At 69.1% G+C, this 22,876-nt stretch carries 33 protein-coding genes; all 33 read right to left on the bottom strand.

Going from position 1 to position 22,876, the window contains the following annotated elements; translation table 11 throughout:
- Window positions 1-50 precede the first annotated feature (50 nt).
- Window positions 51-1,310 carry a phage major capsid protein gene (locus tag K7W41_RS18605; protein WP_224611755.1) on the bottom strand — a complete coding sequence of 420 codons (1,260 nt, stop codon included), beginning with the start codon at window positions 1,308-1,310 and terminating at the stop codon, window positions 51-53.
- An 82-nt stretch (window positions 1,311-1,392) separates the two neighbouring features.
- A complete protein-coding gene (locus K7W41_RS18610; RefSeq protein WP_224611756.1) occupies window positions 1,393-1,791 on the bottom strand; it encodes a hypothetical protein in 399 nt (132 codons plus the stop codon).
- A gap of 50 nt (window positions 1,792-1,841) precedes the next feature.
- Entirely contained in the window at window positions 1,842-3,383 is a 1,542-nt protein-coding gene (locus tag K7W41_RS18615) for a hypothetical protein (RefSeq protein ID WP_224611757.1), read from the bottom strand.
- 1 nt (window position 3,384) lies between these two features.
- The gene (locus tag K7W41_RS18620; protein WP_224611758.1) at window positions 3,385-3,717 is read right to left on the bottom strand and encodes a hypothetical protein; all 333 of its coding nucleotides are present in this window, start codon (window positions 3,715-3,717) and stop codon (window positions 3,385-3,387) included.
- Window positions 3,718-3,824: 107 nt separating this feature from the next.
- Window positions 3,825-5,387 carry a hypothetical protein gene (locus K7W41_RS18625; RefSeq protein ID WP_224611759.1) on the bottom strand — a complete coding sequence of 521 codons (1,563 nt, stop codon included), beginning with the start codon at window positions 5,385-5,387 and terminating at the stop codon, window positions 3,825-3,827.
- The gene (locus K7W41_RS18630; RefSeq protein WP_224611760.1) at window positions 5,359-7,116 is read right to left on the bottom strand and encodes a hypothetical protein; all 1,758 of its coding nucleotides are present in this window, start codon (window positions 7,114-7,116) and stop codon (window positions 5,359-5,361) included. The genes K7W41_RS18625 and K7W41_RS18630 overlap by 29 nt, the downstream gene beginning before the upstream one ends.
- Window positions 7,113-8,084, bottom strand: coding sequence for a terminase small subunit (locus tag K7W41_RS18635; protein WP_224611761.1), 972 nt, complete (start codon window positions 8,082-8,084; stop codon window positions 7,113-7,115). The genes K7W41_RS18630 and K7W41_RS18635 overlap by 4 nt, the downstream gene beginning before the upstream one ends.
- 31 nt (window positions 8,085-8,115) lie before the next feature.
- Complete coding sequence (locus tag K7W41_RS18640) at window positions 8,116-8,499, bottom strand: hypothetical protein (protein WP_224611762.1); 384 nt, start codon at window positions 8,497-8,499, stop codon at window positions 8,116-8,118.
- Window positions 8,496-8,945, bottom strand: a complete 450-nt coding sequence (locus K7W41_RS18645) for a hypothetical protein (protein WP_224611763.1) — start codon at window positions 8,943-8,945, stop codon at window positions 8,496-8,498. Before K7W41_RS18645 ends, K7W41_RS18640 begins: the two co-directional genes overlap by 4 nt.
- Window positions 8,946-9,015: 70 nt before the next feature.
- Window positions 9,016-9,312 (bottom strand): hypothetical protein, encoded by a 297-nt coding sequence (locus tag K7W41_RS18650; RefSeq protein ID WP_224611764.1) that lies wholly within the window; start codon window positions 9,310-9,312, stop codon window positions 9,016-9,018.
- A 4-nt stretch (window positions 9,313-9,316) separates the two neighbouring features.
- Complete coding sequence (locus tag K7W41_RS18655) at window positions 9,317-10,402, bottom strand: DNA cytosine methyltransferase (RefSeq protein WP_224611765.1); 1,086 nt, start codon at window positions 10,400-10,402, stop codon at window positions 9,317-9,319.
- Window positions 10,399-11,079 (bottom strand): ParB N-terminal domain-containing protein, encoded by a 681-nt coding sequence (locus K7W41_RS18660; protein ID WP_224611766.1) that lies wholly within the window; start codon window positions 11,077-11,079, stop codon window positions 10,399-10,401. Before K7W41_RS18660 ends, K7W41_RS18655 begins: the two co-directional genes overlap by 4 nt.
- A complete protein-coding gene (locus K7W41_RS18665) occupies window positions 11,076-12,446 on the bottom strand; it encodes a DNA methyltransferase (protein ID WP_224611767.1) in 1,371 nt (456 codons plus the stop codon). Before K7W41_RS18665 ends, K7W41_RS18660 begins: the two co-directional genes overlap by 4 nt.
- Window positions 12,447-12,562: 116 nt before the next feature.
- Window positions 12,563-13,510: a hypothetical protein gene (locus K7W41_RS18670; RefSeq protein WP_224611768.1), complete on the bottom strand. Its 948-nt coding sequence runs from the start codon at window positions 13,508-13,510 to the stop codon at window positions 12,563-12,565.
- Window positions 13,511-13,589: 79 nt separating this feature from the next.
- Window positions 13,590-13,997 carry a hypothetical protein gene (locus K7W41_RS18675; RefSeq protein ID WP_224611769.1) on the bottom strand — a complete coding sequence of 136 codons (408 nt, stop codon included), beginning with the start codon at window positions 13,995-13,997 and terminating at the stop codon, window positions 13,590-13,592.
- Window positions 13,994-14,602 (bottom strand): hypothetical protein, encoded by a 609-nt coding sequence (locus tag K7W41_RS18680; RefSeq protein WP_224611770.1) that lies wholly within the window; start codon window positions 14,600-14,602, stop codon window positions 13,994-13,996. Before K7W41_RS18680 ends, K7W41_RS18675 begins: the two co-directional genes overlap by 4 nt.
- Window positions 14,599-14,865, bottom strand: a complete 267-nt coding sequence (locus tag K7W41_RS18685) for a hypothetical protein (RefSeq protein WP_224611771.1) — start codon at window positions 14,863-14,865, stop codon at window positions 14,599-14,601. Before K7W41_RS18685 ends, K7W41_RS18680 begins: the two co-directional genes overlap by 4 nt.
- A complete protein-coding gene (locus K7W41_RS18690; protein WP_224611772.1) occupies window positions 14,858-15,265 on the bottom strand; it encodes a hypothetical protein in 408 nt (135 codons plus the stop codon). Before K7W41_RS18690 ends, K7W41_RS18685 begins: the two co-directional genes overlap by 8 nt.
- Window positions 15,266-15,273: 8 nt before the next feature.
- A complete protein-coding gene (locus K7W41_RS18695) occupies window positions 15,274-15,669 on the bottom strand; it encodes a hypothetical protein (RefSeq protein ID WP_224611773.1) in 396 nt (131 codons plus the stop codon).
- 313 nt (window positions 15,670-15,982) lie between these two features.
- Window positions 15,983-16,417 carry a hypothetical protein gene (locus tag K7W41_RS18700; RefSeq protein ID WP_224611774.1) on the bottom strand — a complete coding sequence of 145 codons (435 nt, stop codon included), beginning with the start codon at window positions 16,415-16,417 and terminating at the stop codon, window positions 15,983-15,985.
- Window positions 16,414-16,683 (bottom strand): DUF7352 domain-containing protein, encoded by a 270-nt coding sequence (locus K7W41_RS18705; RefSeq protein ID WP_224611775.1) that lies wholly within the window; start codon window positions 16,681-16,683, stop codon window positions 16,414-16,416. Before K7W41_RS18705 ends, K7W41_RS18700 begins: the two co-directional genes overlap by 4 nt.
- Complete coding sequence (locus K7W41_RS18710; protein WP_224611776.1) at window positions 16,671-17,516, bottom strand: sce7726 family protein; 846 nt, start codon at window positions 17,514-17,516, stop codon at window positions 16,671-16,673. The genes K7W41_RS18705 and K7W41_RS18710 overlap by 13 nt, the downstream gene beginning before the upstream one ends.
- Window positions 17,516-17,836, bottom strand: coding sequence for a hypothetical protein (locus tag K7W41_RS18715; protein WP_224611777.1), 321 nt, complete (start codon window positions 17,834-17,836; stop codon window positions 17,516-17,518). Before K7W41_RS18715 ends, K7W41_RS18710 begins: the two co-directional genes overlap by 1 nt.
- Window positions 17,833-18,228, bottom strand: coding sequence for a hypothetical protein (locus K7W41_RS18720; protein WP_224611778.1), 396 nt, complete (start codon window positions 18,226-18,228; stop codon window positions 17,833-17,835). The genes K7W41_RS18715 and K7W41_RS18720 overlap by 4 nt, the downstream gene beginning before the upstream one ends.
- A complete protein-coding gene (locus K7W41_RS18725) occupies window positions 18,225-18,908 on the bottom strand; it encodes a hypothetical protein (protein WP_224611779.1) in 684 nt (227 codons plus the stop codon). Before K7W41_RS18725 ends, K7W41_RS18720 begins: the two co-directional genes overlap by 4 nt.
- A 24-nt stretch (window positions 18,909-18,932) precedes the next feature.
- Window positions 18,933-19,334, bottom strand: a complete 402-nt coding sequence (locus tag K7W41_RS18730) for a hypothetical protein (protein ID WP_224611780.1) — start codon at window positions 19,332-19,334, stop codon at window positions 18,933-18,935.
- Window positions 19,331-19,576 (bottom strand): hypothetical protein, encoded by a 246-nt coding sequence (locus K7W41_RS18735; protein ID WP_224611781.1) that lies wholly within the window; start codon window positions 19,574-19,576, stop codon window positions 19,331-19,333. The genes K7W41_RS18730 and K7W41_RS18735 overlap by 4 nt, the downstream gene beginning before the upstream one ends.
- On the bottom strand, window positions 19,573-19,818 hold the full coding sequence (locus K7W41_RS18740; protein WP_224611782.1) for a hypothetical protein: 246 nt from the start codon (window positions 19,816-19,818) through the stop codon (window positions 19,573-19,575). Before K7W41_RS18740 ends, K7W41_RS18735 begins: the two co-directional genes overlap by 4 nt.
- A gap of 81 nt (window positions 19,819-19,899) precedes the next feature.
- Complete coding sequence (locus K7W41_RS18745; protein ID WP_224611783.1) at window positions 19,900-20,337, bottom strand: hypothetical protein; 438 nt, start codon at window positions 20,335-20,337, stop codon at window positions 19,900-19,902.
- The gene (locus K7W41_RS18750; RefSeq protein ID WP_224611784.1) at window positions 20,334-20,519 is read right to left on the bottom strand and encodes a hypothetical protein; all 186 of its coding nucleotides are present in this window, start codon (window positions 20,517-20,519) and stop codon (window positions 20,334-20,336) included. Before K7W41_RS18750 ends, K7W41_RS18745 begins: the two co-directional genes overlap by 4 nt.
- An 87-nt stretch (window positions 20,520-20,606) precedes the next feature.
- The gene (locus K7W41_RS18755; RefSeq protein WP_224611785.1) at window positions 20,607-20,798 is read right to left on the bottom strand and encodes a hypothetical protein; all 192 of its coding nucleotides are present in this window, start codon (window positions 20,796-20,798) and stop codon (window positions 20,607-20,609) included.
- A gap of 72 nt (window positions 20,799-20,870) precedes the next feature.
- Window positions 20,871-21,410 carry a hypothetical protein gene (locus K7W41_RS18760; protein WP_224611786.1) on the bottom strand — a complete coding sequence of 180 codons (540 nt, stop codon included), beginning with the start codon at window positions 21,408-21,410 and terminating at the stop codon, window positions 20,871-20,873.
- 1 nt (window position 21,411) lies between these two features.
- Window positions 21,412-22,824 carry a replication protein gene (locus K7W41_RS18765; protein ID WP_224611787.1) on the bottom strand — a complete coding sequence of 471 codons (1,413 nt, stop codon included), beginning with the start codon at window positions 22,822-22,824 and terminating at the stop codon, window positions 21,412-21,414.
- Window positions 22,825-22,876: the final 52 nt, after the last annotated feature.

Below are 22,876 nucleotides of genomic sequence, written 5' to 3' on the forward strand. Positions count from 1 at the left end.
CCTGATCACGTCAGACCAGGGCGGGGAAGGGGGCGATTGGACGGTGCGAGTTACTGCTGGAGGTTGCTGTTGCCGCTGGCGATCAGGATGCCGGTCTTGTCCGACACCGCCGCGCCCAGGGCGTCCAGAACCTTCACTTCAAAGATCATCTGGCTGAACGACCCACTGTCGAATTCGACGGTTTCCGCGATGCGGGTCAGGGTGCGGGGCCCACCCTCAAAGCCGCGCAGCACCGCGACTTCCACGGGGGTGGTGCCGCGCGCCACCGCAATCCAGTCGTTGATGTTGTGGCCGGGGTAGTCGTCCACGCCCATCAGCGTCAGAATTTCCTCGCCGTGCACCGTGGCCGCCCGGTAGACCGGGTTGGCGGTGGGCAGCTGCTGGGGGTTGCCGGCAGCGTAACCGACATAGGCCAGCTGCTGGCTGGCCATCGCGGTGTCAGCGGTGCCCACGTGCCCAATTGGCACGAACAGGTCCGTCAGGGCGCGCGCCACGGGGCGGCCCTGCGCGTCAAGCTGGTTGGCCAGGTAACTGCGCACCGCGTTGATGTTGCTGATGTTCGGCCCCAGGCCGCCGTTGGGCAACGGGAGGCGGTTGGCCATCCGCCGGATGGCGTCCACCACCGCCCACGCGCGGGTGCGCGCGGCGGCCTGGCCCAGCTCGTACATGGCGTCCTGAAATTCGCCCAGCTTGTCCTTCTGCAGGGCTTCCCAGGTCAGGGCCAGGGCCAGCTCGTACTTCGCCACGCTGTAGAACTCACCCTGCCCGACCCAGCCGGTGTACTCCACGTTCGCGCCTTCCGCCACGAGGGTCAGGAAGCGGTTGAGCAGGTTCACGCCGCCGCGTGCCCGCACCGGGTTGAAGTCCTCCACGGTGCGGCGGCGCACGATGTCGAACAGGTCGGTCTGGAAGGGTGGCAGGTTCTCGCGCCGCACCGCGTCGCGCGCGGCCGCGATGCCGTACGCGAGGTCGCTGCTGGTCATGGCCTCGACCACCCGCATTTCCGCCCGGATGCCGCGCAGATCGGGAATCAGGCTCTCGTACGTGCGCATGGCGGCGGCGTAGGCCTTGTCATCGCTGGTCCGCAGCTTGCGGCCCTCGGCGATTTTCTCGCCCAGCAGGGTGCCGAAGTAGCCCTCGTAGAACTTGCGGATGCAGCTCATGGCGAGCACCGTGGCGGTCAGGTGGTTCGCCTGCTGGGTCAGGTTCCCGGTGCTGGGGGTCACACCGGTGCTTTCGTAGAAGCGCCGGGCCTGGCCGGTGCGAACGGCGTCCAGCATCTTATGGCGCAGGGTTTCAAATCGGGACATGGTGCCTCCTGGGGCAGGGGAGAGGGCGGGCAACGCAAGACGGCGGCCCCTGAGGAGGCCGCCGTCCCGTTCCGAATGGGGGTTAGCTGTTGTACCGGACGCCGACCATGTCGCGGGGGAAACGCCACCCCACGAACAGGTTCCCGCCCTCTGTGCCGGTGTAGGTGCCGTCCGGGGCCTGATACACCTTGCTCCAGAGGGCGATGTCATTCGGCAGGGTGCCGACCCTGATGGCCATGCCCACGCCAGGGAAGTAGGTGGTGGCTTCGCCGGCGCGCAGGCCTGCCGCCGCCTGGCCCGACGCAATGGTCTCGGCCGTGGCGCGGGGCGTGCGGGGAATGCCGAAGAACCCGGCGTTGCCCAGGGCGATGGGGTGGCCCTGGCGGGCGTTGGCGGGCACCTGGACAGCCAGGGCAATGCCGATCCCGTCGTCGCTTTTGAAGGGTGGAACAAACGGCGTCGTGGTGGGGAATGTGCTCATGCTGAACTCCTGTGGGGGAGAGGGTTGGTGCCTGTGGCAGTCGCCACGGCTTAGTGCAGATCGAAGTCGCTGGCCAGGTCCATGAAGCTGTTGTCAGCCGGTACCGGCACCGTGCGGGGCGCACTGGTGTCACCAGCGGGCACCTGCACGCCCCCGCGACTTTCGCGGCTCAGGTAGTCCCAAGGCCCGGGCGTGGGTGCGGAAGCAGGCGTGGCGAGGTGCTGCGTGAGGTGGCGGCGCTGGGCGATCTGCCCTTCAATGAAGGCGTGCGCGGTCGCCGTGTCGGTGGCCGCCCGGGCGCCGCGCATCAGATCGGCGCGGAAGGTGGCGTCCATGTCCACGGCCCCTTCCCCTTCGCCGAAGGTGCCCACGGTGGGCAGGTTGGCGCGCAGCAGGGCCGTTTCCACCATGCGGTCACGCTCACTGTCACGCAGCTGGCGCTCCAGGGCCGCGATCTGGCCCTGCTGGACCAGCAGGGTGTTTTCCAGCGTGCTGTTGCCGCGCCCCGCCGCGTTTTCCTGCGTGTTCTGCGGGGTGGGCTGCGGAGCAGGCTGGGGCGCGGGCTGCGGCGCCGGGGGGGCGTTGGGCCCGGCGTTGCCCGGGGTGGCGGGCTGGGCCGGGGTGGTGGGCGTGCCGCTGGCCGCCGCCGCCTGATCGGCGATCTGCTCCAGCGCCATGTAGTACTCCGGCGCGTGCTCTTTCTTAACCTGCTCCAGGGTCTTGCCGTGCTTCTCGCACAGCGCTTTCAGAATTGCGTGCATCTTGCCCTCCTGTGGGCGAATGGGCGCCGGCACGTCCAGGTCGTCGGGGTCAAACGCTTCTGACGCTTCGGTGCGTGCGCGGCCACCGATGTTGCTCGGGTCGGAAACGTAGTCGATGGAGTTGTACCGGTAGTCGTCCTGCACCACCGGAATGAGCGCGTCCGGGTCGTAGTAGTTCGGGTCCAGCTCCGACGCTTTCTTCCAGACGGCGGAGCCGTACCCGTTCGTGCTGATGCCGACGCGAATGCCACTTTTCAGCAGCCCTTTGATGTCGCTGCCCACAGCCGTGTCGACGATCTCGCCTTCCGCCACGACCATGTCCACCTTCCGGGTGGTGCCACTGCCGACTGGCCACTCGATTTCCCGGCCTTCCTCAATGGTCAGGCCCGTCCATTTCGTGGCGATCTTCTGCATGCTGCCGCGCACCGGCTCCCACCACTCCGGGTGGTCCATCAGCGCCCACAGGCCACCGTCCTCCATGTCCGGCCCCGCTGCGGCGTTGGCCGCCTCGTAGCAGGACCGGGGGTAGTACCGGCCGTTGCGGTTGATGATGTCGCAGATCGCGACGTCTGCCTTAACCAACGTGACCATCACGCCGTCGCGCACTTCTTCGGTCAGGCGGGCCTTGACGCGCAGGGGCACGTCCTCGTGCAGGCTGACGTTCTCGGCCTTCTGGCCTTCCGCTACACCCCGCGCCTGCACCCGCTCGAGCGTCACCACGGACTTCGGCGGGCGGAGACTGCGGCGGGCGGTGGTGGGCGCCTGGCCGGCCGCTTCCATCAGGTGCAGGGTGGCCGCTTCAGTGCAGGGCGAACGGTTGCTGGGGTTCATGTCAGACCTCCTGTGGGGACTCGGGGGCGGTGAAGAGGGTGAGCCGCAGCTGCAGGGGACTTCGCCACTGCGGCTGCACGCCGGTCGCCGTGATGCGCTCATGCAGGGTTTGCAGCTGCTCGGCCGACGCGGCACCCCGGTAGGGGGTGAGGTCCACGTCGTGTTGCAGGTGCAGCCGCGTTTCGCGGGCCTTGCGTACGTCGTCCGGGGTCAATTCCCCCAGCAGCTCTAGGTCCTCGACCGGCACAGCCGGGTCGTACAGGCGCCGCGTGTTGATGCAGGTCTGCACGATCGCCTCAGCAGTGTCCGGGAAACTCAACGGTTCATCCTTCACGCAGCACCTCCGGGGGCGTGTGGTCGTTCTGTTCGCGTCTGGGCTTGCGTTTCGGGCGCGGGCCACTCTCGTGCACGTCGGGTGTGCCGTCCGGGAGCGGCGCGGGTTCACGCAGGATCGTCGGCGGGGTCGGGTGCGGGGTCTTTGGCATCGTCATCACCTCCTTTGCCCGCCTTGGCGTTGGCGGGCGGCGTGTTTGTGGTGGCCGCGCTCTTGCCGAACGGCAGGCCCCGCGCGGCGAGCTGGCTTTCCTCGACAGCCGGGTCGAAGCCCACGCTGGCGGAGAGTGTTTCGGGGCTGGCCCAGTTCTCTTTCGAGGCAGCCTGGGCACGCTTAAGCAGCACCTCCAGGCTTTCCTGGGAGATGTTGGGGAAGCTCCAGTTGATCTCGATCAGATCGGCGGGCACCCGCAGGCGCTTTCTCCGCCGCCCGGCGCCCTGCCCCTCGTAGCGGTACGTGGTGTACAGCTTGTCCGGGCCGTAGCGCCGCTTGAGCTCCATACGGAAGACGCGGTCCAGCCAGGCGCGGCCCAGGCCCTGGCGCTGCTGGCCCAGGCGGATGGCGGGGGTGTTCATCTCACTGGCAGTGGCCCGGTTGGCGTTGTTGCCTTCGCCCAGCCAATGCTCGGGCAGGCCGCCCAGGGCGAGGCCCACCATGCGCAGGAACGTGCGCTGGTCGTGCGCCGCCTCCGTCGCGCCCCGGGCCGGGTGCGGGAATTCCAGCTTCTCGGTGAAGCCGTCGTACCGCCGGCCTTCGGCATCCTGCCAGCCGGGGCTGGTGACGAGGGGGAACACCCCACCCCGCTCCGGAATGGCAGCAAACGCGCGCCGCTTGGCGTTCCACTGGCTCATCCCGCCGTCCGGCCGGCCCTGCGGGTCCGTGCCCGCTGGATTCATCGCGGCGGTGTACACGGCGATGATGCGCTGCTGCACCTCGTGCAGGTTCAGGCGGTTGTTCGCCATTGCCACGTACGCCACGGCGGCGTGCGCGGCGCCCAGGGCGATGGGCCAGCCCCGCGCGTCGTTGTACATCGCGTCGAAGGCCGTCCAGCTGAACTCGCCGGCTTCCCAGGTGCGGAAGCGGCCGGGGCCGTCGCTGACGCGCACACGTGTGGCCATGTCACTGGCCACCGCGCCGCGCCTCGTGTCCCAGTCCAGCAGCACCTCGTTTACATCCAGGAAGGCGATGCGGGCGGGCATGTTCGGGCCCGGGTCATCGTCCCCGGTGGGGAACACCGTGGCGTTCTCACCGTCCAGGTACAGCTCGGTAAGGAAGCGGAAGGTGAAGAGTTCGCCCAGGCTGTTCGCCTGCCAGAACTGGTCCAGCGCCCGGTTCACATCCTTGTCCTCGTGTGGGGCGTAGGTGAAGTGGTCCCCGGAGAGGAAGGCCGTGACCAGCTGGATGGCGCCGCGAAACAGGGGATTGGGCATGAAGTACAGGGCGCGGCACAGCTGGCGGGCGTGGTGCCGGTTGCCGCCGTACGGGCCGTTGGCCATGGCCGGGTCAGCGTAGGTCCAGCCCCCGGTGTGGCCGGGCGTGACCCCAGCCACCACGCCCAGGCCGGGCAGATTCATGTGGCCGCCCGGCACGAGGGGCGCGGCCTGCGCGGTGCTTTCCGTCTGGCTGCTTACGGGGTGTCCGTCAGGACCAAGAATCAAGTTCGTAGTCATCACCTCCTTGGGGATCTGGAATGGTGGCGGCTGCCGCAGCCACCCAGTTCTGGGGGGCTTCCGGCTCGGTGGGGGGCGGCGCGAAGGCATAGATCAGGGCTTCGGCGTGGTTGGGCGACTTGCCCCCCTCGCCTTTCCGTGCGTCCCCGCCTTTCTTGTTCACGGTGAGCTTGTCGCTGGTGCCCACGCGGCTGTAGGTCGCCTGGGACAGTTGCGACATCAGGGTGTTCAGGTCCTCGCCGGCGGGCAGGTGCGCGAGGCTGATGCAGTCCTCGTCCAGGTGCGGGGCGCCCTGCTCCATCCGCTCCCAGGTGCGTTGGAAGCGCAGGCGAAGGCGCCACCAGCATTCGGTGGCGAAATTGGCGAAACGAAGATTTGCGGGCGTCTGGGAGTCATCGTAGACCGTGCGGCTGGGCTTGCCGCCGTTGAAGACCCCCCGCACCTGGTAGGTCCGGTCGGTGCGGCGGGCGACCGTCGCGGCGATCGCGGCACCCACGCCGTTGCGGTCGTATTGCAGCAGATCCACGCCGTCGCGGGTGGCGAGTTCGTGCGTTTCCTGCGGCGCTTCCTCCGAGTTGAGCGCCTGCATGCGGGTGACGGCCGGGCCTGCGCGGCTGGCGTACGTGGTGGCGTCTGGTCCGGTGTCGCCCACGTCCAGGCCTGCTGTGAGGGGCAGGGTGCCCTCCAGCTTGAGCGCCCGCGCCGCCTGCACCCATGCGCCGAGAATGATCTGGTTTTTCGTCTCAGCGTCGTAGCTGATGTCGACTTCCTGTTCGAACAGCGCCTGATCGACGCTTTTGGATTTCTCGAACAGGTACCAGGGGTAGATGACTTCGGTGCCCTGGCTGTTCGCGGCGGGCACGTCCAGCGCGTAGTTCTTGTCCGGGTTGTCGCGCCAGTTGAAGGTGAATTTCTCCCACGGGTCGCCGGGAATCAGGTTGTGGGCGATGCGGGCGAACAGGTTGTTTCGCCCGTGGGGCGTGCCCCCATACACGATCACGTCGGTGTTCGCGGAGAGCGCGGCGTGCACGCTGTCGGCGCGGGGCACTTTGGAGTGCTCGTCCACGAAGTAGATCGAGGAGCGCCCCCCGCGCCCGATGTTGTCCCCGCCCTCGCCCTTGATGCTGGCCCCGTTGGCCGGATTCAGCAGCAGGGCTTCCTTGCTGTGCAGCTTCTCCGAGAAGCCCTGGGGTCTGAGGAACGCGGGCAGGCGCCGGACGATGAAGCGGGCCTTCTCGAACAGGGTGTCGAGGTCCCCGCTCTTGTCCACCAGGTCCAGCTTGCGGCTGCCCAGGCCGCCACTGAAGCCCGCTTCGAACAGCCAGCAATGGATGTAGTAGCCGATCACGATCCAGGTCATGCCCTCGTCGCGGCTTTTCTCCACGAGGCCGTTCCTGCGGCGCCGGCGCAGGTCCTGCAGGAACCGGATGAAATCCACCTGCCGGGGGCGCAGGGTCAGGGGCAGCATGGCGGGCAGGCCCCGGCCCGGGTTGCGCGGCTCGTACAGCCACACCCAGTCGTTCAGGAACGTGACCGGGTCAATCCGGGCAGCGGCCAAGGCCACGACCCGGGCCTCGGCGTCCTCAATGCATTTCTGCAGGAGGCGCAACCGGCGCCGCCCTTCCGTTTCGAAGCGGCGTTTCACCCGCTCGCTGAAGGCCATCACGGCCTCTTCAATCAGGACTTTGCGCTGGGCCAGGGCGCTGAGGTTCGGGCCGGGCGCGGTCACTTCACCTGCTCCAGCAACTTCGCGTACTCCTGCGCGATCTGCTCACCCGTGGCCTTGTCCGCGTTGAACGTGGTCTGATTCTGGATCGGCCCGCCATCCGGCCCGGTGTGAATGTGGTGCTCACTGAACAGGCCCAGCGAACTGCCGGCCAGTTTGACCACGTCCAGCAGGCTGATCAGCTCCACGTTCCGGCCGTGCGCCGTGGTCTTCACCGCACTGATGAACTTGTGCTTCCCCGCCCGCTGCACCTTGTCCAGGTCGATGTAGGGCGTGGGCTTCAGGCGGGTACGCGGTTCCAGCACCGTGACGTCCGGGTTCTTGCGCACCTGAATGGCCAGCGTCGTTTCCCGCCGGCGCAACTGGGCCACCTCGCGCTCTAGGGTGGCGCGCTCCACCTCATAGGGGTCGGGCTCGTCCGGCTGCCCCCGCTTTTTCTTCGGCACCGGAGGTAAGGCGCGCAGCATGTCCTCTGCCGCTTCCAGTTCCGCCCGGACGTCGGCCAGGACGGTGCTGGCCAGCACCTCCTCCCAGTCCGTCACCTTCTCGTTCACGTAGGAGGTGACCTCGCCCGGGTCGAATTCCAGCATCTCGTGAATGGCGGCCTGGAGGCTCTCGCGCGTGTATCCGCGCGCAATCCAGCCCGCCCGGATTGCCTCGCTGACGTGAACACGGGTTAACAGGCGGCTTCCCTGCTCCTTGGCGGTGCGCTCGCTGTAGCCGGCGTCTTTCGCCGCTTCCGTGTTGTTTTTGAAGTCCAGTTTCGCCATGACGAACCGGCGCTCCTGGGGGGAGCAGCGCTCGTACTTCGCCATGAAGTCCTGGGCGGCAGGGGTCAGCTCAGGCGGCGCGGGCGGGGGCGCCGCTTCCACCTGAGGTTGCTTTGCCTTGGCGGACGCCTGGACCTTCTTATCTGCAGGTTTGGTGCTACCCCGCTTGGACGAAGCAGGGGACTTGGCCGCACGGGGCATGATTCACCTCCTGGGGTGACGTGGAGTGAGGTTAGAGACCGAAGTACAGGCGGTACTTCACGCCAGAAGTCGCCAAGATGGCCTGCAACCGGGCCTCTCCATCCCGGGCAAAAGGCCGACCCACCCGGTGAATCACCAAGGTGTGCCTCAGGCCACGCAGGTCCTCTGGCGAGGTCACGATGACAATGCCAACCGGGCTGATGCCTGCCGCGTCCAGGGCGGAGAGCGCGTCATCGCGCCGGGGGCACAGCACCACGATCTGTTCCCCAAAAGTCTTGAGGATGCGCTCAGCCGCAGAGGGCTGGTCATCGTGGTGGCCAGAGGGGACCGCTGGCGGCACCAGAGGAGCTGCAGGGGTCTGGGGGAGCGGTGGGGAGAGGCGCTGGCGCAGGAGCTGAAACAGAGCTCGGATCATGGTTCCTCCTTGATGAGGCGGTCGTAGGCCGCCATGACGTCCTCGTAGGGCGCGTCGGGGGGCAGGTGGGTGGGGGCGGGTGGGTGCAACGGTGCACCGTCTTTGCCCGTGACCTCCACGCGCTGGCGGCCCCAGCGGTCGGGGTGGCGCCGTTCCAGGTACCAGGCATCCGCCCGCCAGTTGCCCTTCTGGCCGGACAGGCGAATGCGGGCCACGCTTTCGATCTCGGCGCTGGCCTGGGCGTCCAGGACCGCCGCGCGGAACTCGCGGTAGATCTCGTTGGCGGCGCCCCCCTGCTGGCCGCGCTTCTGCCACTCGTAGTAGGTGTCGGGGTTGATCCCGACGTAGTCGCAGCAGGTCTCGACGCAGTTGCCGGCGCGCACCGCGCGGATGAATTTCTCCTGCAGGGCGGGGGTGAGTTTGGTTTTCCGCCCGCGTAGGGCCATAGGGGTCACCTCTCAGGGGAACAGGGGCGCGGCCCGCGCTCGGGGGAGGCGGGCCGCTGGGGAAGGGGGATCAGGGCGGGGCTTTAGGGCGGGGCCGCCACTCCACGAGGCGGTGCTGCGCCGCCGCCGCCACGAAGGCCTGGGCGCCCACCTCATAGGCCCGCCAGCCGGGCTGGTCCGGGGTGGGGCCGAGGTGCCGCGCGTAAAGGCCGCCCGGGGCGATCTCGCGGCGGCCGGAGCGGGGCGCAGGGCCAGACCAGTGAATCACCACGGTGGCGCCCGGCCCCTCGCGCCGGATCAGGGCCTCGCACTGCAGCACGAACGCCGCCAGATCTGTAAAGCGTCCAGGGAGCACTTTTCGGCCCACGCCACTACCTCCGGAGGATGGTGCCTCGGATGTGCTGCGCGATTGCGCGGGTCATGAGGGGCGGCACGCTGTTGCCGATACCGTTCCAGGCGGCAATGAAGTCGTCCACCTCATCGCCGGCACGGGCGAACTGGTAGGCGTCGGGGAAGCTCCCCAGGCGCTTGAGTTCGGGGATGGTCATCAGGCGCGGCCAGCGCCAGTGGTACAGCCCGGCGTTCGCGCGGCCGTCGCACGTCACGCCCACGGTCTTGAGGATCGTCGGACTGGGCCGGTCCGGCGAGATCTTCATGTGGCTGAACAGGTGCCCCTTCGGGTGAATCGCCTTGAACGACTGCCCCGGCTTGATGCGCGCCCAGACGGGAATCCAGTGGTCCTGCAGCTTCATGCCTTGTGGTGTGTTGGAGAGGCCGTACAGGGCGTCGCGCACCGTGACCGGCCGCGTCTGCGGGCGCGGCAGGGTGGGCTGCAGGCCCAGGTCCTCCCGCACGCCGATGACGATCAGGCGGCCGCGAGCCTGGGGCACGCCGAGCTGCGAGGCCACAAGGATGCCACTCACGGTGCGGTACCCGGGCCCCGCCGCGCGCAGGGCGGCGAGCGCCTCACCGTAGATCTGCCGCATCGGCCCGGCCACCATGCCCCGCACGTTTTCCATCACGAAGGTCCGGGGCGCCAGGCCGTCCACCAGCCGCACGAACTGGCGGAACAGCTGGTTACGGGGGTCGTCCAGCTGACGCTGGCCCATCGTGGAAAAGCCCTGGCAGGGCGGCGAGCCGTCGAACAGGTCGAGTTCGCCCGGCGCCAGGCCGGTGCGGCGCAACACCTCGGCCACGCTCAGCTGCGCGATGTCGCCGTGGTACACATCCAGGTGCGGGTAGTTCAGGCGCAGGGTGTCGGCGGCGTGCGCGTCCCACTCCACGGCGAGCAACTCGCGGTACCCGGCCATGTGGTAGCCGGTGCTGCTCCCTCCACGTCCAGCAAACGTGCTGATGACCGTCGGGGCGTCCGGCGCCCGGGGGGCCAGCGCGGCCTGCCAGGCCTGCTCGAGCAGCCCCGGGTAGGCTGGCACGTGAAGGAAGCTGGGGCGCGTCATGCCTGGATCTGTCCCTGGCAGTGCGGGCAGATGATCAGGCGCGTGCCGGCCGGCGCTTCGGGCAGGGGCGCGGGAACGTGCTGGCCGGGTGAACTGGCGACGCTGGCCGCAGCGGCGGGCGCGGGGCCAGTGGAGGCCTGCGGGGGCACGGCCCCGGGTGGGGGCAGCACGGGGTCCGGCACCTCGTGGAACGAGGCGGGCAGCTCGCCCCCCACCTTCGCGGTCAGGGCTTCGAGGTCCTGGGGCGTGAAACCCGTACCGTACAGGGTGGGGTCGATGGCGCTCAGCTCGGAGAGCACGTCCAGCAGCAGGGCGTCGTCCCAGGCGCCGAGTTCGCGGGTCCGGGTCTCGGCCAGGGCGTAGCCCTCCACCGCGCCCGGGGCCAGCTTGACGTGCACGCAGGTGACGTACCACTCTTCACCGCGCACCGTCACGTTGGCCGGCGCTGGGCCCCCGTCCGCCTGCAGGATCAGCAGCGAGGCCAGCACGCCGTGGCCCGACGCGATCCGGTCGGACGTGACGTCAATCAGGATGGGGTCGTTGTATCCGTATTTTCCGAGAGAGGCCGCGATGGCCTCCAGATCGTGCCGGCGCGGGTTGCGGTCCCACGCAAGGGTGACGAGGTGGCTCAGGGGGTGCTCGGCCAGCGCGTGGCTGATGACTTTGGGTGCGTTCATGCGGCCACCTCCCGGGCAACCTCGTGGAATGTTGCGCCGTCCTGGCGCGTGGCGACCATCCCCGTCGCCTCCTGCGCGCGGCGGATGATCTGGTCGACGTACTGCGGGTCCAACTCATTCAAGGCCGCGACCCGGCCGCCCTGGTGCGCGGCGATCAGGGTGGTGCCTGAGCCCCCGAACGGGTCCAGGACGAGTTCACCGGGTCGGCTGGAGTTCAGCATGAGACGCCGCACGAGCCGGACCGGCTTCATGGTGGGGTGCAGGTCGTTCCGGTTCGGCTTCTGCTCGTAGATCACGGTGCTGCCATCACGAATGGCTTGCAGCAGCTCCAGGAGCTGGGCTTTGCTCAGGCTGGCCAGGTCCACACTGTCATCGATCACCGTGGTGTTCGTGAAGTCCTGGGCGAAGTAGTGCCCCGCGCCGGGCCGCCAGCCGTACAGCATGGGCTCGTGCCGCCAGTTGTAGTCCTGTCGGCCCATCACCGCCGCGTTTTTCACCCACACCACGGTCTGGCTGTATTTGAACCCGGCGGCGCGGAACGAGGCGTGGAAGGTCTCGCACTCCAGCTCGGCGTAGGCCACGTAGATGCATCCGCCCGGCTTGACCGCCTGAATCATGGAGGCCATCGACGCATTCATGAACGAGCGGAACTGCTCGGGCGTCATGGCGTCGTTCTCGATTTTCAGGCGGTCCTTGGTTTTGCCCTCGTAGTTCACGTTGTAGGGCGGGTCGGTCCAGATCAGGTCCGCCTGCCGGTCGCCCAGCACGCGCCGCAGCTGGGCGGGGTCGGTGCTGTCCCCGCAGCCCACGCGGTGCTCCCCGATCGTCCACAGGTCGCCGGGCTGGGCGATGGTGCGCGCCTGCAGGGTGGGCACGTCGTCCTCGTCGGTGAGGAGTTCGCGCTTCACCTCGCCGTCCAGTTCGGCAATTAAGGCCTGCAGGTCGACGGCGGTGTACCCAGTGCCGTCCAGGCGCCCGGCGCCGGCGAGGTGCTCCAGCAGCTGGCGCAGGGCCTCCGGGTCGCGCGTGGCCAGTTCCGCGTAGCGGTTGTCCGCCAGCAGGATCACGCGGGCCTGATCGTCGTCCACGTCGACCCAGAACACGGGCACGTGCGTCAGGCCAGCGAGCTGCGCGCCTTTCCAGCGGTGCTCGCCAACCAGGATGCGGTTCGTGCCGCGCTGCGCGGTCACGGTGCCCCACCAGCCGCTCTGACGAATGGAATGGGCGATGTCCTCAGGGCGGCCGCGGTTTGGGTTCTCCGGGTGGGGGCGCAGCTGGTCGAGTTCCACCAGTTCGACCTGATCATTGAGCAGGCGTGGGGTCAGAAGAGGCCTCCAAAAGAAACGCCCCGGGGAAGGCCGGGGCATGAGTGGTGTGTTGGGGCGCACAACAAAACGGCGCTTTTTCAGCGCCGGTAGCATTTAAAACAGGTTGTGCACAGTAAGAAAAAAATAGGCGATTGTACGCGGGCTGTCAACGGGCCTCACTCCAAGATCTCATCGTCCAGGTCAGGCGGGGAGAGAGCATCGGCCACCCATTCCGGTTCGTCGTCCAATTCGAAGGCCAGGTCCTGGTCGCGCGAGGCGGGCTGTACAGGGGTCAGCACGCGCCGGAGCGCTTCCAGCGCCAGCACGGCACGCGGGTACCGCTGCCGGATGTGGCGACGCAGGGTGAGCTTGCCACTCTCGCTGTACCAGACCAGTTCCAGTGGATCGGGCGCCTGCCCCGGCTTGCCGGACTCGAAGCGCGTAAGCAGATCCAGCAATTGCCGCCAGCCGTCCGGCCCCACGGGCAGGCCACTGGCCCGCTCAATGTCCGGCCCGTTGAGCAGGGCCAGGGTATGGCTGCCCTGCTGGATTTCCGCTTCATCGCCACGGCGTTCCCGCCCTTCCGGGAGCGTGAGGGCCGTGCCCCAGACCGCGAGGAAGGGGAAGGTGAAGCGGCGGCGCACCGGGCCTGCATCTGGCTGCGCAGGGTCCGGCACCGCCAGTTCCACCCAGAAGCACTCACCGTTGTGCCAGCGGCCAGTTTTCACGTCTGCCGTGCGGCGCCGGGCCACGGTGCGGGCGTGCGCCTGGTAGGCAGCGTGCAGGGCCAGGGCGCGCTCGGCGAGGCGGCGACTGTCCGCCACCAGCCCCTGACTGAGGGCGGTGCAGGCCTGCACCGCGACGCTGTAACTGGCTTGATACGCCTCAACCATCTGGGCGCTGGGCGCGTCCGGGGCGCGGTCGACGGGCCGTCTGGCGGTGCGGTCCCGGTACACCTGGCCGGTCATAAGGGCGCGCGCGATCAGGTTGTGCGCCTCGCGGTGCTCGGGCAGGGGCCGGAGTTCCGCCAGGCCCCACTGACCCCGTGCGGAGCGGGTCAGGGTCAGTGGGCTGCGCTGCTCGCACGGGCACACCAGAACCTGCGCGGCGCGCGAGGCGTCCACTGGGACCTCACGCGGCCCGCAACACCCCTTGACCGGGCAGGGGAGCACTTTGGGCACAGGTACGCGGGCGCGCGGGCCCTCACTCATCGTCTGCCTCGCCGTACCAGACCCGCCAGTCCTCGCCCTCCCTGCGCTCGCGGGTGCCGTGCACCTGGTGGGCGCAGTTCTCCAGCACGAGGGCGAGGTCGTTGGTGTTCTCCTGGTCCAGCTGGTGCCCGTCCTGGCGGAAGGTGGCGGCACTGCCCCAGGGGCCAGACCAGGCCTGGCCTTCCTGTTTGAACGACACTAGGACTTCAACATGCCACCCCTCGGGGGTGCGCCAATTCAGCGTGGTGCAGGTCCGCTCGCCAGTGGCATGGAACGTCCAGGCCTCCGGGTCGCCCAGAACCTCCACGGCACGAGAGGCGGTGAGGTGTTGCTGCACCACGCGGCGCAAATCCGTGCGCAGGCTGTGCCGCGTGGCTTCAGGCAAAGCAGGAAGGGTCACGCTGCACCGCCCTGCGGGCGCTCAAAGGCCAGCACCTCACCCACCAGTTCTTTGAGTTGTGGCAGGTCGCTGTGCAGCCGGTCCAGCGGGTAGTAATCCTGGCCCATCTGGAGGTGCACCTTGATCAGTTCGAACAGCAATCTCTGGTGCAGCGGCAGGTGCGCGGGCAGGGGTGTGGGCACGGTGATGCCCAGGGCGCGTAGCTGCTCGGCGGCGGCCGGGCTGGGCGGCGCCAGGAGGTCGCGCAGATCCTGGGCCTGCTCATGGGGCGGGGGCAGATCCGGCGCGGGAGGGCTGGGGTAGCGCTGCTGCAGTAGCGCCTCCAGGGAAGGCACGGGGGTGGGGGCGCTGCCCACATGCTCGGCGGTGGTCGGGGGCGGCCCCGGCTCAGCCACCACTCGGGGCGCGGGCACGGCCACTGCCTGGGGTGGCGGGGTTGGGCGAGAGGCGGCGGGCCCTGGCGCGTCCTGGCGCAGCAGGGGCGCGGCGGCGCCGATCGGCTCCCCCAGGACCCCGGCGGCGGGTGGGGGTGGGCTGGCCAGGGCGGGGCGGTGCTGGTGCTGCTCGATGGCCCGACGGGCCTGACGGCGGTCGCGGCCACTCATGGGCGGACCTCGGGGGCGGTGGTGTGCATGGGGGGCTCCTTGGGCAGGGGGCGCAGCACGCCCGGGACAGTGATCATGATCAGCCCGTCCGGAAAGCGGATCAGGACGTTGCGCGAGCCGGGAAAGGCCGCGCGTGGGGCGGACAGGGTCAGCAGGGTGACGCGCTGGCCCCGGCACTCAGGCACGCCGGTCTTGCGCGCGTCCATCTGAAACAGGTAGGTCTCGCCTTCGGTCAGCCAGCGGTAGCGGCGCCGCTCAGCCATAGTCCACCGCGACGATCTGCCCGTCCACGACACCGAACGAGTCACGCTTCCACTCGACCAGGTCCTGCAGGTCCGTCCAGGCCTCGCGGGGCAGCGCGGCGAATTCGGCCTCGGTCAGGGGGCGGGCGCGGCGCTGCACCAGGACGGCGCCGCCGGGCAGGGCCCAGAGCACGGGGCACAGGGGCCAGTCCAGATCCGCGAACGCGAAGCGGGCCTCCTGATCGTTCGCCAGGAGGCCCTGCAGGAAGCTGCGCCACGTGGCGGGGCTGGGCAACTTGACCGCCCAGGGCCCGAGCAGCAGCACCAGCCGGGTGGCACCCCAGCGCAGGGTGCAGAACGGCTCGGGTAGTGCGGACTGCGTGAGCGCTCGGTAGGGGGGCAGGGGCGGTCGGGGCGCCACCCGGCCCATCAGCTGCCGACAGAGCCGCTGGCCCGGGCACTGGTGGTGAAGCCGCCACGCGACACAGTGGGCGCGGTGTACGTATTGACCCGCCCGGTGGGGGAGACGCTCAGGCCGTTCTGTGACACCTTGCCGGCGCTGGTGTAGTCCAGGTACCGGGTGCCGCTGCTGGACGTGCTGGTGTACGGCCCGAAATAGATCACGCGGCTGCTGCTGCCGACGCGCTCTCCCGAGCAAGGGTTGGTCAGGCCGCGAGAGCGTTCGCGCTTGTACGCCACCCGGCATTCCGTTTCGGTTTTGAAAGCCCTGCGGCCGTACCCATCCGTGTCGACCTCATCTGGTCCACAGGCGGCGAGAAGGGCGGGGAGGGCGGCAAGCAGGGGCAGGTGGAAGTGCTTTTTCATGGAAACCTCGCAGGGTGAAGGGCAGGGGCGCAGGGGGCAGGGCAGCGAGTTCAGTCCAGGAGAGCCCGGTGGGGGTCCACTGCACGCGCAGGGAGCTGTACACGAGGCGCCAGTACCCGAGACGCCCACGGCGGTCCAGGACCCACCCGCGAACGTCCGACCAGGGCAGGCGCCTCCACAGCTCCAGCAACAACCAGGTCCGGCTGGGGGTCAGGCGGGCCTGCAGGGCCGCGCGGTGCAGCGCCCGCCTGTGCAAGGAGCGGGGAGGCGGTGGTACCAGCTCCCGGGTCATCGGCGGAAAGCGGTACACGGCCTATTTCTTCCTCGGGCCTGTCTCGGGTGGCGTGATCACCAGCGGCGTGCCACAGGCGCTCGGGGGGGCGAATGGGGGCGATTCCCGCGTGACGACCTGCGGAATGCCGACCGCAGCGGGGTCCCGGTAAGCAGCGAGGGCCGCACGCAGCCGCTGCCACAGGGTGATCCGGCCCGGGTACCGCCAGCCCACTGTCCAGGTCTCACCACTCGGGCGCTGATGGTGACGCACCTCAAACCCGCGTGCCAGCAGCACCCGCACCACACCAGGCGCCATCTGGGAGACCTCAAGGCTGTACTCGTGCACAGCCGCCGCCGCGTCAATGTCCCTGGCCAGCCTGCTCAGCTGGTCCTGCGCCTCTGGCTGGAGTTGACTGTTCATGGTCTGACGAACGCGGAACGCGCTGGGAACGTCATTCGTGGCAGGCGCGTTCATAGGGGTTGCTCACGCAGCAGGCCGACATGCCAGACGTACGGCGGCATCTGCACCGTCCCCAGGGACGTCATAGTGGTGGGGAAGGGCTGCCCCGTACCGACCACCATGAAGGTGCAGCGGCGCGTGGCAGGGGCCGCCTGGGCATGGCGTATCCACAAGCAGATCTGCCCGTTCTGTGCGCCCACATGCGTGACCTCGCCGTCCGGCAAGTCCAGTTCGGTGGGTTCCAGCAGGCTAAGCGGATATTTGTAAATTACGTCTGGCATGAGTTCTCCAGGCGCGTGGCGGTCACGCGCGTGCCGGTGCGGCGCGAGAGCAGGTCCAGGGTCAGGGCGCGCGCCGCCGCGTCCCCGTGGTGCTGCAGCAGGGCGTGGGCGCGCTGGCCATTGCTCATACGCCGTGCTGGCGTGGCGCGCATCCCCGTGGCGAGCAGCGCCGGGATCAATTCCTGGCTCCAGAGTTCGCGCATCAGGTATGCCGTGGTGACCCAATCCGGTCCTGGCTCGGGCGCGCGGCACTCCTCCAGCACGGCGTGCGTGTCGGGGCAGAGCACGAGCACGCCCCAGGCCTCCGGCAGAAAGGTCAGGGCCTTCTCGATGTGACGCGGCGTGGTGGCGAGGTACCGGCGCGCGACCAGCACGTCGTAGAGCGGCACCTGCCGCTTGCAACGGTACAAACTATCGCGGTCCGTTTTGATTTCCACGCCCACGCTGGGCCCGCTGTCCGGGAGCAGCACCAGATCGGCGCGGCCCTGCTCCCGGTAGTGCCGGGGGTCGGCGTACAGCGCCATTTCCGTCAGCGCCCAGCCAGGACCGAAGTGCGCGGCGACGGCCCCCTGGGCCGAGGCCTCGTCCAACCCCCGCCGGGACTGGTCCGGGGCCCGCACCACGCGCAGAAACCGGGGCATAGGACACGCTTGGCCATCAATGGTGTGGGTCACGTCGTACCAGTGCCCCCCGGCCGGCGTCACCCGGGTCGGATAGTGGCGGAAGCGGGCGTGGTTTTTCGCCCACAGCTCAGCGGCGGCGTCGCGGGTCGGGGCCTCGACGTAGAAGCGGCGGCGCATGGACTCGCCGTCCATGAGCACCCAGCGCGCCATTACCGCGCCCCTCGCGCGCGCAGGCCCAGGGCCACGATCAACCGGGCGCGCAGCGTGCCCAGGACGTATGCGGCCCGTTCCGGCACCGTGCCCGTGCTGCGCGCCATCAGCAGACCCGCCATCTGGTAGAGCCAGGTGGGCTGCTGCAGGCCCAGCCGCGACTGATGGCCGTGCACAAAGGCGAGGACCTGGGCGCGCTCCACGTTCGTGCAGGCTGCCAGGAGGCGCTGCGCGGCTTTGCCGGCACGGTGCCGGTCACTTGGGCGGGCCGGGTTGCCATCGGCCAGCAGCGCGATGTCGGCCCGCAGCGGCCCGGTCACGCGCCCCCCATGACCGGCCGCGTCCAGCGGAAGCCCTGGCGCCAGCGCTGCACCCGGCGGCTGAGCTTTTTCCGCCACCGGTCGATGTCGTCGCTGAACACCAGGACCGTGAGGGCCGAGGTGGTAAAGATCAGCAGGGCGGCCGCCGGCACCACAGGCACGGGAAAGCTACACACGATCAGGAGGGAGAGGCGCCCCAGACCCGGCCGGCGCGGCAGGCTCAGGGGGGTCGGGTACCGGCCCAGCAGGACCACCACAGGCCGAGCCAGCAGCACGCACAGCAGCAGCCAGCCCAACGCCAGTGCCCAGCCCAGGCTGCCCGCCACGGTGCCCGTGCTGCGCACCACGGTGAACAGATACAGCGCCAGCGTGAACCACCGCACTGCCGTCACCAGCCGCCCCCGTCGCTGCTGGCGCTGCCACTGTCACTGCTGCCCGAACCACCCGAATCACTTCCCCCCGAACTGGGCGTGTCCGGGGTGGACGTGCTGGGCCGGTCCTCAACGGGGGCAGGCACAGACTCCGGTACGGAGTCCAGCGACGCCGCCGGCAGGAAGAAGGGCTCCGTGCTGGTGCTGGTTTCAGAGGTATGGGCTGGGCGGGATGTCCGGGGTGCGGCCCCACCACGGGGCGTCGCGCGGCTCGCCTGACCGCCGGCGCTGGCCGGGGTGTGGTGCACCGGCTCGGGCAGCCAGGCGATGGTGGGGCGCGGCCCTGGCACCGCCTGCGGGCGCACCTGGCCCAGCAGGACCTGATCCGCCTGTCGTTGGACCGCAACGCGCTCGGCCTGCAGGGCCGCGACGATGACTGTGCCCTGCGCCCCGGGGCGGGTCCGGGCCACGTGCAGGTCCGCCTGAATCTCGCGCAGGCGCTGCGCGACGCGGTCGGACATGGCCTGCACCGCCTGGCGCCGCTGGGCGCGCCGGTGCCAGAGCAGGGACAGGCCCAGGCTGACCAGCAACGCCACCAGCGGCCCACCCCACGGCCGAACGGACTCTGGAAGAAAGGAGCGCACGAGCGCGGCCACCACGGTGCCGATCAGGGCCACCACCAGAATGCGGATCAGGGTCATCTCAACCTCCAGGGAGAAAAGGGGTTAGCGTTCACGGGCCAGTTCGGCGGCGGCCTGCCGGGCGGCGCCCTCGCCCAGGTCGTGCTCCACCCGGCGCAGGTAGGGGGTGATCACCTCGCGGTGCCACAGGTCCTGCAGGCGCAGTTCGCCCTGCCCGGTCAACACCAGGCCGTGCCGGTGGCCCTGCCGCACCGCCCGGGTCCAGGGCTCGCGGGCGATGGCGTCCCAGGCCCGCATGGCGGCTGCGCTGGGCTGCGGGTCCTGACCGGGCGCGGCGCAGCCCAGCACGGTGAACTGGGGATAGAGCTGGACGACGCGCGCCACGGCGTCCAGAAGCGTGGTGGGCTCGCGGTCGTTGAGCCGCCGCAGCAGGTGATGTTCAGGGGACAGGGCAAACGGGTTGATCACGAGCGGGGGGCGGGTCAAGTTACGGGGTCTCCTTTTGGGGTGAAATCGGCGCAGCGGCCGTCCGGGTGGGTGTAGAGGGTGCGGCCATAGGCGGTGACCTCGCCGCTGTACGCCACGTGGCGGGGTCGCCGGCAATTGCGGAAGGTGCTGGCACCAGGAACCTCGGCGCGCAGGGCGCTGGGGGGCAGATGCTGCCCCCAGCTCAGGCAGGCCTGACACGCCGCCCCGGCCGGCGCCCGGACCTCGCGGGCGAACCTCACTCGTCCCTCGCCGGGAACATCGAGAACTGCCCGCCCAGGTTGGCCAGACGGCGCTTTTTCGCGGCGTTGGCGTCCTTCTGGGAACGCGTCGCCTGGCGGCTGTAGAGGTTGCAGCTCGCCCACCCCGCCGGGGTGCGGTAGCGCAGGGTGGCCACCGGGCCCTCGGTGGGGGAGAGCCCCAGTTTCTTCAGCGTGGTGCGGCTGGCCAGATGCGGCGGGCAGGTTGAGTACTCGGGCAGCATGGGGATCACCTCCAGAAGCAGGGGCGCGGCCCCCTTCCAGCTGTGAAGGGGACCGCGCCAGGCGAACGGGGCGGGGGCTGGTCAGGGCGAGAGGCCGCGCAGGGTGCTGCGGCTCACCGCCAGGGCGGCACCCAGGGTGTCGAGGTTGTGCCCCGGTTCTGCCTGCCCGGTCGCGGGCAGGCAGTGGCGCAGCAGGGCCTGCCGCTCCGGTAAGGGCGACCGTCCGCGCAGCAGCTGCGCCACCACCAGGGCGGCGGCGAATTCCACCTCGCGCGGCGTGGGCGTCCAGGGCGTGACCACCGTGTTGCCGAGCAGCCGCGTTTCCCAGGGCTGCAGCTGGGACTGCACCTCCGGGCTGAGCCGCCACGTGCCGGGCCACGTCGCGCCGGCCGGCAGGGTCACGCTGTCGTGCAGGCCGATGACCACGGCCACGCCCTGCAGCACGGTGAAGGGCTGGGCCGGGTCGGGCCCGGGGATGCGGCGGCGGTAGGGCAGGGCATTCTCGCGGGCGATCGTCACAGGTCCGCCCCGAAGGCGCGCAGCACGGTGTCCATGTCCAGCGGTCTGGGCGGGGCCAGGCGGGTCAGGGCCTGCAGGCGCTGCTGGGCGCCGGGGGCCTCGGGGCCGTAGCGGTTGAGTTCCTCGTCGGCCTCGGCCTGCAGCGCGCGCAGATCCAGGGTCAGGTCATCGGGGGCGGTCATGGGGCACCTCCAACGAAAAGCCCCGCGCCGGCCGGGAGGGCCAGAACGGGGGAGGGAACGCGCCCTCTGGGGCGCGGCGTGGCCCCTTCAGCAGGGGCGCAGCTGATGTTCGACCTGGCCGTCCGCGAGGAGGCGCAGGTCCTTGATCTGGTAGTCGCGCCTCTGCAAGCGCACCACATGGCCGATTGGGGCCAGGGCATCTGGGAAGACCAGGGAGACCAGTGCGGTGGTCTGGTCAGTGGGGGCGGTGGGTGGGGTAGAAATCAATAAAGGGCGCATGGACCGCATCCTGGCTGAACGCCCGGAGACGGCGAGTGAGGGATTTTACTCGGGCGAGAAACCGCGTCAGCGTCAGTCTGCAGCGGTTTGTAGGAGCGCCCGAACCTGCGGGGGCCTGGCCACCCGATGACGGTGCCAACGCTCGGGCACCGGCGCGTACACCGGGGCCACCTGATCCGCGAGCAGCACGCCCCAGCGCAGGTTTAAGACGCGCCCCGTCACCCGCACGCTGAACGTGCCCGGGTCGAATGCCAGGACCTCGCTGCTGGCCTGCATCGTCACCACGAACGGTTCGGTGTCTGCCATCCCCGGGCAAACCTTCACACGGATCAGGCCCTCGTTGCGATCGATGCGCAGCAGCTGGCCGACCACGGTGAGACCTGTGCCGTTCGGCATTCGAGCCCGGTGGATGTTGCTGGGGAAGGCGTACAGGCGGTGCAGGCTGCCGTCTGGGCGGGTCTGCGGGTAGGCGCGCACAGTCACGCGGCCGGGCTCAGGACCTGGGCGCCAGCGGGTATGGATCTGCAGGTGGCCGACCTGAATGCCAGTGTCGGTGGGGCGTGGCCAGCCGGTCACGGTCACCAGGGCCATGTGGGGCATGGGCGTGGGCATGTCAGCTCCCTGTGCTTTCCAACGGGGTGAGGCTGTACCGGGTGGTGATTTGCAGGACGTCCAGCAACTGTTTCGGGTCATCGCTCATGACAAACCGTTGCCGCTCACCCTTGCCGACCCTGACCATCCGGACCTCGGCGATCGTGACAGGTGCGCCGTCAGTGCGGCGGTACCACTGCGCGCCGGTCGCATGCGGGTTGAAGGGCACAGGCGGCGGGCCCTCGAGGTCCGGCTCAGGTGGAGCGAGATCCGCCACTGGCGGGGCCGCCACAGCCCCCTGAGGCTGCGCATCTTCCACCTGGCGCCGCAGCAGGCGGATGGCGGTCACGCGCTCCTGCAGGGTCTGATTCAGGTAGTGCTGGAAGGTGTACACGCGCACGCTTGGGTCAGGCGCTTTGGCCATGAGACCGTCGCGGTAGGCCCGTACCTCGTCCGCGATGGCTTCCACCTGATCGGGGCTGAGGTATTCCGCCACCCAGGTGCGCCGGAAGCCGTCTTTGGTGACCTCCTGCACCATGGGCCGGTTCTGTTGGGCGCTGCCCCGGGGTGTCCAGGGCTGGAGCCAGCGGCCGTTCATGTAATCGTCGATCAGGCTGTCCGTCTCAGCCGGGTCCCAACTGACCACCGGGTCAGCCGCGCCGCCCGCCGCCGGAACCTTTTCAAGGTCCTCGGCTGGACTTCCCATGTCCCCACCTGCCGCTTCGCCTGACGGGGCTGTGAGGGCCGTGGGGGGCCGGGGTTCGCCTTCCACGCCAGAGGTGTCTTTGCCCTGCTCATCCTCCACGGGAAGAGAGACGTGTTGCGGTGGTCTGGAAGTCCGCTCGCCAGCAGCGTTTCCCTCTTCTTTTTTTCTTTTAACAAGGATGTTTCTTTGTTCCTTATAAGACGTGGCCAAAATTTGGCCATATGAAGTCACGGGGCATATGGCCAAAATTTGGCTATACGGCCGGGTCATGCGGGCAAATTTTGACGTGGCCAAAATTTGGCTACGTGAACCCGGTTGCACGTCGTCTGGCGCGAGAGAAACTGGTGTTTTTCGTTCGCGCACGAACTCCTCGGTGCTGATGCCGGTCGCCAGGCGCAACCCGTATCGGAACACCTCCCGATTGAGTTCATCCTTGGCTTTGTAACGCTTGATGGTGCCGCGCCGCATGCCTTCGCTGATCCCGGTCTTTGCACTGTTGGGACTGATGCCGGCCAGCTTGGCGATTTCCTTGTTGCTCATCTTGTCCGATCGTTCACGGTGCCAGCCGAAGGTGAGCCGGATCAGTACCAAGGTCACCCGAAGTTCGGCATTGCTCATGACTGGCAGCAGGTCGTCGAACAGCACGTTCGGACTCTGCGTATAGTTCGGCAGCTCGAAGCCGACCGTTTTTCTGGCGCTCACGATGTGGGTGTCCTCGGACGGTTCCACCTCCTCAGGTGGCGATGGGCTTCAGCTCGCGCTGTTGCTGGCCACGTTGACC

The sequence above is a fragment of the Deinococcus multiflagellatus genome (assembly GCF_020166415.1).
Lineage (GTDB): Bacteria > Deinococcota > Deinococci > Deinococcales > Deinococcaceae > Deinococcus > Deinococcus multiflagellatus.